13 protein-coding genes are annotated in these 11,718 nt (G+C 63.4%); 3 read left to right on the plus strand and 10 right to left on the minus strand.

The features are described 5' to 3' along the window. Nucleotides 1-4: 4 nt before the first annotated feature. On the minus strand, nucleotides 5-1,606 hold the full coding sequence (locus LOC59_RS10400) for an ABC transporter substrate-binding protein (RefSeq protein WP_229971819.1): 1,602 nt from the start codon (nucleotides 1,604-1,606) through the stop codon (nucleotides 5-7). Nucleotides 1,607-1,752: 146 nt separating this feature from the next. Between LOC59_RS10400 and LOC59_RS10405 the strand changes: the two genes are divergently transcribed. After that, nucleotides 1,753-2,121: an ArsR/SmtB family transcription factor gene (locus LOC59_RS10405; RefSeq protein WP_227894904.1), complete on the plus strand. Its 369-nt coding sequence runs from the start codon at nucleotides 1,753-1,755 to the stop codon at nucleotides 2,119-2,121. A gap of 6 nt (nucleotides 2,122-2,127) precedes the next feature. On the opposite strand, the gene LOC59_RS10410 is transcribed toward LOC59_RS10405, so the two are convergent. Together LOC59_RS10410 and ligA are read right to left on the minus strand one after the other, a co-directional pair. Beyond that, the gene (locus LOC59_RS10410) at nucleotides 2,128-2,928 is read right to left on the minus strand and encodes an inositol monophosphatase family protein (protein WP_229971821.1); all 801 of its coding nucleotides are present in this window, start codon (nucleotides 2,926-2,928) and stop codon (nucleotides 2,128-2,130) included. Then, nucleotides 2,925-5,144: an NAD-dependent DNA ligase LigA gene (ligA, locus tag LOC59_RS10415; RefSeq protein ID WP_229971823.1), complete on the minus strand. Its 2,220-nt coding sequence runs from the start codon at nucleotides 5,142-5,144 to the stop codon at nucleotides 2,925-2,927. The genes LOC59_RS10410 and ligA overlap by 4 nt, the downstream gene beginning before the upstream one ends. Before the next feature lie 174 nt (nucleotides 5,145-5,318). Between ligA and LOC59_RS10420 the strand changes: the two genes are divergently transcribed. Together LOC59_RS10420 and LOC59_RS10425 are read left to right on the plus strand one after the other, a co-directional pair. Then, a complete protein-coding gene (locus tag LOC59_RS10420; RefSeq protein WP_227894908.1) occupies nucleotides 5,319-5,762 on the plus strand; it encodes a YciI family protein in 444 nt (147 codons plus the stop codon). 4 nt (nucleotides 5,763-5,766) lie between these two features. Continuing rightward, on the plus strand, nucleotides 5,767-7,026 hold the full coding sequence (locus LOC59_RS10425) for an RNA polymerase sigma factor (RefSeq protein ID WP_229971825.1): 1,260 nt from the start codon (nucleotides 5,767-5,769) through the stop codon (nucleotides 7,024-7,026). 12 nt (nucleotides 7,027-7,038) lie between these two features. Here LOC59_RS10425 and LOC59_RS10430 read toward each other — a convergent pair whose 3' ends face one another. From LOC59_RS10430 to LOC59_RS10460, 7 genes are all read right to left on the minus strand, one after another. Further along, nucleotides 7,039-7,518 (minus strand): hypothetical protein, encoded by a 480-nt coding sequence (locus LOC59_RS10430; protein ID WP_227917307.1) that lies wholly within the window; start codon nucleotides 7,516-7,518, stop codon nucleotides 7,039-7,041. A gap of 9 nt (nucleotides 7,519-7,527) precedes the next feature. After that, nucleotides 7,528-8,004: a hypothetical protein gene (locus tag LOC59_RS10435; RefSeq protein WP_227894912.1), complete on the minus strand. Its 477-nt coding sequence runs from the start codon at nucleotides 8,002-8,004 to the stop codon at nucleotides 7,528-7,530. Between the two features lie 58 nt (nucleotides 8,005-8,062). Further along, nucleotides 8,063-8,950 (minus strand): hypothetical protein, encoded by an 888-nt coding sequence (locus LOC59_RS10440; protein ID WP_229971827.1) that lies wholly within the window; start codon nucleotides 8,948-8,950, stop codon nucleotides 8,063-8,065. Nucleotides 8,951-8,971: 21 nt separating this feature from the next. Continuing rightward, on the minus strand, nucleotides 8,972-9,469 hold the full coding sequence (locus LOC59_RS10445; RefSeq protein ID WP_229971829.1) for a hypothetical protein: 498 nt from the start codon (nucleotides 9,467-9,469) through the stop codon (nucleotides 8,972-8,974). A 244-nt stretch (nucleotides 9,470-9,713) separates the two neighbouring features. After that, nucleotides 9,714-9,938: a hypothetical protein gene (locus LOC59_RS10450; RefSeq protein ID WP_227894916.1), complete on the minus strand. Its 225-nt coding sequence runs from the start codon at nucleotides 9,936-9,938 to the stop codon at nucleotides 9,714-9,716. Nucleotides 9,939-10,328: 390 nt separating this feature from the next. Continuing rightward, nucleotides 10,329-11,216, minus strand: a complete 888-nt coding sequence (locus tag LOC59_RS10455) for a hypothetical protein (RefSeq protein ID WP_229971830.1) — start codon at nucleotides 11,214-11,216, stop codon at nucleotides 10,329-10,331. 21 nt (nucleotides 11,217-11,237) lie between these two features. After that, complete coding sequence (locus tag LOC59_RS10460) at nucleotides 11,238-11,717, minus strand: hypothetical protein (RefSeq protein ID WP_227894918.1); 480 nt, start codon at nucleotides 11,715-11,717, stop codon at nucleotides 11,238-11,240. Nucleotide 11,718 lies beyond the last annotated feature (1 nt).

The raw sequence follows: 11,718 nt of genomic DNA on the forward strand, positions 1-11,718 counted from the left end.
CGGGTCAGTCCCGGGTCCAGTCGCGGAGGCTCCACCAGAAACCCCAGCCGACGTCGTGGGCGTGCGGTTCCAGTACGGTCTGGACGTTGTTCCAGCCCTGGTCCTCCTGGACATAGTTGTGATCGACAAAAGCGAGCATGACGTAGCCGGGGTCCTGGATGTACAGGTCCTGGACGGCCAGATAGTGCTCCGTGCGTTCCTCGGCATCCAGGCTGCTGCGGGCGGCCTGGAGGTGCGAGTCCATTTCCGCGCTTCCGGTTCCGCCTGGGTTCGCAAAGGGTGACCCTCCCGGGAGGGGGGTGTGGAGGGTTTCGAAGAGCTGTGTGTCCAGGTCGTAGGGTTTGTCACCACCGCCCAGCAGGATCCCCACTTCTCTGCGGCGTTCCTCGATGACGTTCCAGTCCGTGCCCAGGAGGGTGACATCCACGCCGAGTTCGGACATGTCAGAGGCAAACGCGAGCGCCAGGTCCCGGCGGAGCGTATCCGTGGCGTTGTAGGCAACCTCAAACCCGGCGCGCTGTCCGTCCCTGGTCCGGATGCCGTCTTCGCCGCGCAGCCAGCCGGCGTCGTCCAGCAGCTCCCCGGCACCCTGGGGATCGTAAGGGAAAACGGCTCCGGGGTCGAAGGCTTCGCCGTAAATGTCAGCGACCGGAGTATGCGCGGGTTTGCCGCGCCCGCCCAGGACGTGGTCAACCATGCCCTGGCGGTCAGCAGCCATGTTCATGGCCATAACTGCGGCCGGGTCAGTGGCAAAGGCACTGTCTGCAGGCAGCGAAAGCCCGCGCCAGTCGGCCGTCTTGACGGCCTCGTAGAAGTATCCGGACTTGCCCTCATACCGGGCGGCCAGGAGCGGCGGCAGGACTGTTCCGTCGATTTCCCCGGCCTGGAGCCGCTGGGCCCGCGAGTTGTCATCCGGCACGTGGATGATGGTGACGGTTTCCACTTCGGGAGCGCCGTTCCAGTGGTCCGCGTTGGCCGTAAGAACAGCTTCGCCCGGGCGCAGCGAGGCCACTTTGTAAGGGCCGGTTCCCACGGGGTCTGTGTTCAGGGAGGATTCTGCCGCCAGGCCCTTAGTCAGCCGTTCGGACGGAGCGATGCCCAGCAGCAGCCGGCTGGGAAACCCGGCGTAGGGGTATTTCAGCGTGAAGGTGACCGTACCGTCCGGACCGGCTTCGACGTCCTGCAGCATGTCATAGGACGTTGCCAGTTCGGAGGCTGAGGCGGGATCGATCACGGCGCGGTACGTGGCTGCGACATCACCGGCGTCCAGCTCCGTACCGTCGGTGAACTTCACGCCGGAGCGGACCTGGACAGACCATTCGGTACCCTCGGGATTGCTCTCCGGCATTTCCGTTGCCAGCCAGGGAACCAGCTCCGGCAGGGATGATGACCCGTCCTGGGGGGACAGCCGCAGCAGCCCGTCGTAGATCTGTGACTGGCCGCTGTCTCCGTGACCGCCTATGGGGTTGAACTGTCCGGGTTCGTTTGCGTCCGCCAGGATGATTCCGTTGGTCTCCCCCGGAGAGCCGCTGCAGCCCGCCACCGCCGCGAGGATTGTCACGGCCCCAACCGCCAAAACCCTGTTCCGGTGGTTTCCTGCTGGCATAGGGGAACTCCTCAACGTATGCATACGTGTGCAGCAATTGGTGGATCAATTCTCGACCCCTGCCCTTAGCCCAGCTAGGGTTCAGGCATCGAAGGGACGTTTCGAACCGAAATCCGTCCGCGGCCGCAACCAGAAGGGATGCGCTCATGGGATCCTCGACCGGCAGCGCATCCCCAGACCCTGCGGCGCACGCACTCGGCGCCGTGGACGTTGCAGCGTGGTGTACCCGGTTTGAGCTGATTTCCAATCCTACCCGGCTGCAGCTTCTGCTTTGCCTTCATTTCAGCCCCGGCATTACTGTGACGCGGCTGGCAGCTGCGTCGGGAGTCAGCCAGACCGTGGTCAGCCAATCACTGCGCAGGCTGCGGGACCGCGAATGGGTGGAGGCCGCAAAGGTAGGCCGGGAGCACCGCTACCGGATCGTGGACGAGTCCCTGCACCGGCTCCTCCACGTCATTGGAGCTCCGCACTCCGAGAAGAGTGCACAGCATTCCAACGGGTCCGGGCCCGCCTGAACCTTCCTAGGAAGGCGGCACCAGCCAGGCCGTGGTCACCGCGGCCAGCCGCTCGGCGTCGCCCATCCGTCGTTGCGGCGAGCCGGGACGGCCGACCGTCAGGCCCGCTTCCTCCGCGATGAGCGCACCGGCAGCGAAGTCGTGCTCGTTCAGGCCGCGTTCCGCATAGGCATCCAGCGTGCCGTCAGCCACCATGCACAGGTCCAGTGCGGCCGAGCCCAGCCTCCGCAGGTCGGCATAGCCCTCCATCAGCACCGCGAGCCCGGCGTACTGCTCGGTGCGGACCTCCGGTTCATAGGAGAATCCCGTGCCGAGCAGCTTGCCCGAGCGCTCGGGATCCGGCCCGTGGAGCCGGCGCAGGCTGCCGTGCTCGGCCAGCCAGGCGCCGTGGCCCCGCGCGGCCCAGTAGACCCGTACCAGCGCCGGGGCGTGGACCGCTCCGGCCAGCCAGTCGCCGTCGGCGTTTACCGCGGCCACCGAGGTGGCGTAGAAGGGGATGTTGCGGATGAAGTTGGTGGTCCCGTCCAGCGGATCCACCGACCAGCGGATACCGGAGGGATCCTCGGGAACGCTGGCTTCCAGTTCCTCCCCGGTCACTGTGTCAAAGGGCCGCAGCCGGTTGATGACCTCGCGGACCGCGTACTCGGCCTCGGTGTCATAGGCGGTGACCCAGTCACCGGAGGCTCCCTTGTTCTCGACGTGCAGCCCCGCCTCCGAGCGTTTGGCCAGCACAGCGGCTCCGGCGGCAGCAGCCTGCCGGGCGACATCGAGCAGTTCCAGCGGATCGGGGGCGGGTGCTTCGGTCATGGCGTGGCTTCCTCAGCTTCTGCGCTCTTCAGCGGTCCGTTTTCCAGCAGCTCGCGAAACCCGTCCTCGTCCAGCACGGGAACCCCCAGCGACTCTGCCTTGTCCAGCTTGGTGCCGGCGTTTTCCCCGGCCACCAGGTAGTCGGTCTTTTTCGACACGGAGCCCGAGGCCTTGCCGCCGCGGGTGATGATCGCTTCCTTGGCCTCGTCGCGGCTGAAGTTCGGGAGCGTTCCGGTGACGACGATGGTGAGGCCTTCCAGCGTGCGCGGCTGGGATTCGTCCCGTTCGTCGGCCATCCGGACGCCGGCGCGTGCCCAGGAGTCGACGATTTCAACGTGCCAGTCTTCGGCGAACCATTCCTCCAGCGCTGCCCCGATCGTCGGGCCCACGCCGTCCACGTGCGCGAGCTGCTCTTCGGTGGCAGCGCGGATGTTCTCCATGGAGCCGAACGCCGTGGCGAGGGCGCGTGCCGCCGTCGGGCCTACGTGCCGGATGGACAGTGCCACCAGCACGCGCCAGAGCGGCTGCGACTTGGCCTTTTCGAGTTCTTCGAAGAGCTTGCGGGTGTTGGCCGAAGGCTCGGAGGGCTTCTTCGCGGTGCCCTTGGTGTAGAAGTACGGCACCAGTTCGGTACCCACCACTACGCCCTTGGAGCGTTTGGGCCGTTCGATCCGGACATCGGCCAGGTCTTCTGCCTTGAGATCGAACAGGCCGGCCTCGCTGGTCAGCGGCGGGTTCTCCGGTTCAGCGGGTGAGGTCAGCGCGATGGCTGCTTCCCAGCCCAGTGCCTCGATATCGAACGCGCCGCGGCCTGCCAGATGGAAAACGCGCTCGCGCAGCTGGGACGGGCAGGAGCGGGCATTGGGGCAGCGGATGTCCACGTCGCCCTCCTTGGCCGGCTTCAGCTCCGTGCCGCAGGAGGGGCAGTGGGTGGGCATCACGAAGTCGCGCTCGGAACCGTCGCGGAGGGCGGCGACGGGTCCCACGATTTCGGGAATGACGTCGCCGGCCTTGCGCAGCACCACGGTGTCGCCGATCTTGACGCCCTTGGCCTTCACCACGTCCTGGTTGTGCAGCGTGGCCATCTCCACGGTGGACCCGGCGACCTTGACCGGCTCCATGATGCCGTAGGGGGTGACGCGGCCGGTGCGGCCCACGTTGACCCGGATGTCCAGCAGCTTGGTGTTCACTTCCTCCGGCGGGTACTTGTACGCCACGGACCAGCGCGGCACCCGGGAGGTGTGGCCGAGCGCGCGCTGCAGGGCGAAGTCGTCCACCTTGACCACGATGCCGTCAATCTCATGGGCCAGGTCATGCCGGTGTTCGCCGTTGGTCGCAATGAACTCCAGGACCTCGGCATAGGTGTCCAGCACCTTGTAATACGGCGAGGTGGGCAGGCCCCAGGCCTTGAGCAGCTCGTAAGTTTCGGACTGGCTGCCGGCTCCGAGCCCTTCCCGGGCGCCGATGCCGTGCACATACATGCTCAGCGGGCGCTCCGCGGTGACCTTCGGGTCCTTTTGCCGCAGCGACCCGGCGGCCGCGTTGCGCGGATTCGCGAAGGGCGCCTTCCCGGCGTCGACCATTTTCTCGTTGAGGCGGGCGAACTCCTTGGACGGGATAAAGACTTCGCCGCGGATTTCCACCTCGGAGGGAAGGTTCTCGCCCTTGAGCCGGCGCGGAATGGAGGCAATCGTGAGCACGTTGTGGGTGATGTCCTCACCGGTGGTGCCGTCGCCGCGGGTTGCCGCGCGGACCAGTTCCCCGTTGCGGTACAGCAGGTTCACTGCCAGGCCGTCGATCTTCAGTTCGGTCAGCCACCGGACCTTCGAACCCGGCGCGATGGACGCGATCGACGCTTCGGCCCGCTTCACCCAGGCATCGAGTTCATCCAGCGAGAACACGTCTTCCAGGCTGTACATGCGGGACAGGTGTTCCACCGGGGCGAACGCCGCGGACACCTCTCCCCCGACTTCCTGGGTAGGGGAATCGTTGGTCACCAGTTCGGGATGGAGAGCCTCGAGCTTCTCGAGCCGGCGGTACAGCTCATCGAACTCGGCGTCGGAAACCAGCGGGGCGTCCTCGTTGTAGTACGCGAAACGGTACTTTCGCACCTGGTCGGAAAGAGTCTCATACTCTTCCCGCAGGCTGTCGCTGGGCGGCGTGTCCGTGCTGACGGCGTCGACGGCTTCTTCAGGGGAGGTCTTAGCTGTGCTCACCTACCCAATCTTGCCGTATGTACGACGGCGGCGGGAGCTGTGCGGGGACGCTCGGCAACGCGGGTCCCCGGTCAGGGCAGAAAAATTCTCTGCCGCTGTCGATATCCAGGCGCGCCGTTCGACGGCATAGTAGGAGGCGCACGGAGCCCTCCTCAAACAGAGCAGGAGAATGCCATGAAGTACATGATGATTATGCGTTCCACTGATGCCGGCGTCGAAGCGTATAAAGATGTGCCGTTTGAAGAGGTGATCAACCGGATGGGCGCCTACAACGAATCGATGATCAATGCCGGGGTCCTGCTGGCGGGTGAAGGGCTCGCCGAGGTCACGGAGGACAATAACTTCGTGGTCGACTTCTCCCAGGAGCCGCCGCTGGTCACAGACGGCCCGTACGGCGAGACCCACGAACTCTTCAACGGGTTCTGGATCATCCAGGCTTCCTCCAAGGAAGAAGCAGCGGAGTGGGCCGGCAGGTGCCCGCTCGGCCCCGGATCGAAGCTTGAAGTCCGGCGGGTGACCGATGCCTCCGACTTCGAGGATTTCTCCAACAACGAGTACATCCAGAAGGAAGAAGGCTGGCGCGAGCAGGAAGAGAAGCTGCGCGCGGAGAACCCCTAAGGTCATGGCCTCCATGGACTGGGCTGGTGAGGACACCGCCGCGGCGGTCCGTCGCCGGATAGACGCCATGTGGCGGATTGACGGTGCCGGGATTGTCGCGGCGCTGGCCCGTGCCACCGGGGATGTCGGGCTGGCGGAGGATGTTGCCCAGGAAGCGGTGGCTGAGGCCCTGGCCCAGTGGCCGGCCGAGGGAGTGCCGCGGAATCCGGCGGCCTGGCTCACCGCCGTCGCCAAGCGCAAGGCCATTGATGCATGGCGGCGGGCGGAACGCCTTCAGGACCGTTACGCGGATCTGGGCAGGAGCCTGGAGGACGTTGCCGAGCCGGAGTGGGATCCCCTGCCGGACGACGTCCTGAAACTGGTTTTTGTGGCCTGTCATCCAGTGCTGTCCCGTGAAGCGCAGGTGGCGTTGACCCTGCGGATTGTGGGCGGACTCTCCACCGGGGAGATCGCGCGGCTGTTCCTGCTTCCGGTGGCCGCGGTGCAGCAGCGGATCGTCCGGGCAAAGAAGACGCTGGCCGCGGCCAAGGTGCCGTTCGATGTTCCGGAACCCAATGAATGGCACGACCGGCTCGGCGGGGTTCTCGCCGTGATCTACCTCCTGTTCACGGAGGGGTACGCTGCGTCCGCCGGGACGTCGTGGATGCGCCAGGACCTGGCATCAGAGTCCCTGCGGCTGGGCCGGCTGCTGTCCAGGCTTGTTCCGCGGGAGCCGGAGGCGCTCGCATTGGTGGCCCTGATGGAATTCCAGGCATCCCGGTTCCGTACCCGGACCCGTGCGGACGGGTCCCCCATTCTGCTTGCCGACCAGGACCGCACGCTGTGGGACCGCACCCAGATTGAGCGCGGGCGGGCTGCCCTGGCCCAAGCTGACGCGCTGGGGCGGGGCCGGGGAAACTATGCCCTGCAGGCCGCGATCGCCCAGTGCCACACGGTTGCTCCGAGTGTCGAGGGAACTGACTGGCACCGGATCGTACTGCTGTATGAGGCTTTGGGCCGGCTGGCGCCTTCTCCCGTGGTGGAGCTAAACCGTGCCGTAGCGGTATCCATGGCCACCGGTCCGGCGACGGCGCTGGAGATGGTGGACCGGCTTGCTGCCACGGGCGCGCTCCGTGGCTCGCATCTCCTGCCCAGCGTGCGGGCTGAACTGCTGTCCCGGCTCGGCCGGATGAAAGAGGCACGGACCGAATTCAGTGTTGCCGCCTCTCTGGCGCACAATGACCGGGAGCGGGAGGTCCTGGAGCGCCGCGCTGCAGGGCAGTGAATGCACTGCGGATTAGTTGGCGTCCTTCCGCCAACGCACCTTGGATTTGATGTTGTGGATCATGCTGGCAGGCAGCCAACCAAAAACCGCGCTTCTTTGAACCGGTTCGTTATGGAACGTGTGAAAACCGTGGTCTTCAACAAGGTCCATTCTCTCCTCCGCCGAGAAGTCATTACCGACGACTACCGCCAAATTTCCTTCCGCGTCCTCGGCGTGAATCTCCATAACCCGCCAGGGCCTTAGCTCTCCCGTAGCCGCGACGGCATGGATATCTGTTACGTCCTCCGGTGGTACACCCAGCGTGTACGCAACGGCCGGTCCTGGGAATCTTTCCCCGTAGTCATGCCGTTTCCATTCCGGACCGGGCGATTCACCACCCTCCTGGACCAAATAGATGAGCCCGCGTATGGGGTCCGTGGAGCGAAGCTCATACTCATGCCCATTCCAGGTGCCGTATTTTCCAGAGAGCTTAGTCCCGTCAGCCATCCACATGGTTAGAGGCTAATCCACTTTCAGTAGGTCATGCTCGGTCAGAACGACGTCGGAGAGGTCTTCCCAACGAAACTTTCCGTGATACTCACCCGGCCCGGCAATAGTGATCTCCGGGATTTCTCCGCGGCGAATCTGGTCCTCTTTCGGACCGCCATCAACAAAGGCATACACCCTTCCCTCGCGGTATTTGAGAATGCCTACCCCGAGCCCTTGCCAAGTAGCCAGCACTGAGACGTCCACTAACCGGTCCAAGTCTCTCTCCGAGATTATCCGGGTCCAAGACAGGGGCCTGCCTCTATCATCCGCATCATCAGAAGGCTGCCACTGTTCCCCCGGGGATTCTTCGGCAGGCGTATAAAGAAACAAGCGTCCATGACCCAACGAGTTGGCCCGTAACCACTCTCCCTGCAGCACACCGTACATTCCGGGGACCCGCATCCCGTTGGGCAGGTACTCCTGCCCCCGCGGGTAATCAGGCTCGGCCATGTCCTCCTCGTCTCCGCTATTGGGAAGAGGGGGTACCAGCCGCAATCCAGTCATCGGGCTATCCCCGGAACGCCAGGGACGGCAACCGGTTCTGGCTCACCTGAACATCCTGCACCTGCGACGCCGGCACCACCGTCCAATACACCCCGGCATCAGCCTTGTTCAGCCCCAACGCCTCAGCCCGGTCCGCGTTATGCCCCGTATAGAACAACCGGTAGACCTGCCCGTCCTCACCCTGGGCAACGTCGGTGATCCGGAACGGCTCCCCCTGCCACGAACACGTCGCCAGCAGCTCATAGAAGTCCTGGATCTCCCCCAGTCCCACCGTCCGGCGCCAAACCCCCTTCGGGGTCCGCTCAAAACCCTCCACCCCGGGATCCGACGGGGCCGCCACTTCAACAGACCGGCCTTCGTCCACCAAATCAGCACGGAACACCTGCCCCTGCCACACAGCGGACCAGCCCATAATGTGCGACGGGGTATGCGCACCAGGCCGGGAAATCCCCGAGGCATCGGACACACCCCAACCGGTAGCTACCTCAAAATAGACCGCCATCAGTTCCTCAGGCTGTCCGGCCCGGATACGCCACAGCTCAGCTCCCGGCGGAATGGCACACTCATCCAGGAAATACACCGGCACCACACCACCGGACCACGCCGCGAAACCTGTCCCCGTAAACGGCGGACGGTCCACGAACTCCGGGCCCGCAGCATCGTGCACATAGATGGACAGGGGCACCTGGAACCGCAGCACATCAACGTACCCGGCAGCCCGGTCCCACGGCGTACTCGGGAAATCCAGGCCATGAACCGCAAACAAGTCCTCCGGGGTCTGCGCATGCACCGCATCCCCCGCATTCACCACAAACCCCGAAACCGTATCCCGGTTACCACCCACCAGGAACTCAACCTGCGACGGACTCAAAGCCTTCTGCAAAAAATTCATTACTACCCTTCGGTAGATCAATCAGTCACTGCCAAATGGAATAGTTTCTACGTTGATATCCCGAATACGGTCAGCAGGAAGCCAGCCGGCAACGAATACGTGTTCCAACGGTTCGTTCTCGCTAAACGGCTTGAAGTTGTGGTTGTTGATAAGTTGGCGCTTGTACTGCGCAGCCATCGGGTCGATGCTTTCCACGGCCAGCTTCCCTTCATGGTCTTCCGCGATGACCATGAAGTTACGTCCCGGGCCCATGTTGCCGGTGACCTCAATGCTGTGGCGGTTGGTAACTTCGTCTGCCGGGACATCCAGGCTGTGGGCAAGGGGCGTTTTTGCAAATCGGTCCGGAAAGGTTGCGGTGTGCCATTCCGGGCCTGGCGAATCGCCGCCGTTCTGCACCAGGGTCAAATACCCTTCATATGGCTTCAGGGACCAAAGCTCAAATTCTCGCCCCTTCCATGTCCCGTAATTTCCGGTGAGCTTTGTCCCGTCTTTTCTCCACATAATTACAGGCTCATCCATCCAGTTTTTTGATTAAAGACTCCCACTAATACTTCGTTTCCGTCCCTGTCGATCCGCCACATTTCCGCACCTGATTCCATTATCACACCCCTGTCGACCTTGAGTTCCGGCACAGTGCATTCTCCAGCGGGCCGGCACCGGGGCGGACCGGTCCACGAGACTCCGCACGTGTGCGGGGCTCAACGGCTTCTGGAAAATCATGCCCTCTTCTTTCAACGAGACGGAATCTTCATGCAGGGCTTAGCTACTTCAACAACTCCCGCTCTGACGTAACGAGGTCGGTGATGTCCTCCCAGCGCAGCTTTCCATGATATTCACTACGTCCGGCAATCGTGATCTTCGGGATTTCTCCGCGGCGAATCTGTTCCTCCTTCGGACCGCCATCGACAAAGGCAAATACCGTTCCATCGATGTATTTTTGGATGCCTATGCTGAGGCTGCGCCATTTAGCGGACACGAGAACGCGCACCAACCGGTCTAAGTCGCTTTCAGTGACTTCCCGGGACCAGGACAGGGGCCTGCCCCTGTCATCTGAATTAGCTGAGGGAAGCCATCGATCCCCCGGGGAATCTTCGGCAGGCGTGTAAAGAAGAACTCGTCCATGACCCAGTGGGTTGGCCCGAAACCACTCACCGTGTAAGACACCATACATACCCGGGACCCGCATCCCGTTGGGCATGAAAAGTTCGAATCTCCTGGGGGCGGGAAGGGCCCTGGCATCCGCGTCTTCTATATCGGGGATAGGGGGTACCAACCGTAATCTAGTCAACGGAATTCATAACCTTTCGCGATCGCCGACGCATCGGCGCCAGTGGGATGCAGGATAGGTTGGGCCCTTTCGCCTAGTGAGGAACCGCAGTTATCCCCGGAACGCCAGGGACGGCAACCGGTTCTGGATCACCTGAACATCCTGCACCTGCGACGCCGGCACCACCGCCCAATACACCCCGGCATCAGCCTTGTTCAGCCCCAATGCCTCAGCCCGGTCCGCGTTATGCCCCGTATAGAACAACCGGTAGACCTGCCCGTCCTCACCCTGGGCAACGTCGGTGATCCGGAACGGCTTCCCCTGCCACGAACACGTCGCCAGCAGCTCATAGAAGTCCTGGATCTCCCCCAGTCCCACCGTCCGGCGCCAAACCCCCTTCGGGGTCCGCTCAAAACCCTCCACCCCGGGATCCGACGCGGCCGCCACCTCAACGGAGCGGCCCTCGTCCACCAGATCAGCACGGAACACCTGCCCCTGCCAGACCGCCGACCAGCCCATAATGTGCGACGGAGTATGTGCACCAGGCCTGGAAATCCCCGAGCCATCGGCCACACCCCAGCCGGTCGCTACCTCAAAATAAACCGCAATCAGTTCCTCAGGCTGCCCGGCCCGGATACGCCACAGCTCAGCTCCCGGCGGAATGGCACATTCATCCAGGAAATACACCGGCACCACACCACCGGACCACGCCGCGAAACCCGTCCCCGTAAACGGCGGACGGTCCACGAACTCCGGGCCCGCAGCATCGTGCACATAAACGGACAGCGGCACCTGGAACCGCAGCACATCAACGTACCCGGCACTCCGGTCCCACGGGGACCCCGGGAAATCCAGGCCATGAACCGCAAACAAGTCCTCCGGGGTCCGCGCATTCACCGCATCCCCGGCATTGACCACAAACCCCGAAACCGTATCCCGGTTACCACCCACCAGGAACTCAACCTGCGCCGGACTCAAAGCCTTCTGAAAATAATTCATTACTACCCTTCGGTAGATCAATCAGCCAATGTCGAACGGAACGGTTTCTACGTTGATATCCCGAATACGCCCAGCAGGAAGCCAGCCGGAAACCGGCACGTGCTCCAGCGGCTCATTCCTACTGAACGGTTCGAAGCCGTGATTATTGATGAGCTGCCGCTTATAGAGAGCTGCCATGGGATCAATGCTCTGGACTGCCAGGTTTCCGTCCCGGTCCTCGGCAAGGATTCTCAGCTCACGTCCCGGCCCCATCGATCCGGTAGCCGTTACTTCGTGAAGGTTGCTGACCTCCGCAGCCGGGACACGCCGAACATAGGCCGTATCCGGGTACGCGAACTGGTTCGGCTGTCGAATAGTCCGCCAGTCCGGTCCCGGCGCGGGTCCGCCTTCCACCACCAGCGTGAAGGTGCCGTTTCTGGGACGCAGGCTCCGGACTTCATACTCCTGTCCCTGCCATGTGCAGTATCTGCCGGTGAGCTTGGTTCCATCTTGACGCCACATA

Source organism: Arthrobacter sp. zg-Y916 (genome assembly GCF_020907385.1).
GTDB classification, from domain to species: Bacteria; Actinomycetota; Actinomycetes; order Actinomycetales; family Micrococcaceae; genus Arthrobacter_B; species Arthrobacter_B caoxuetaonis.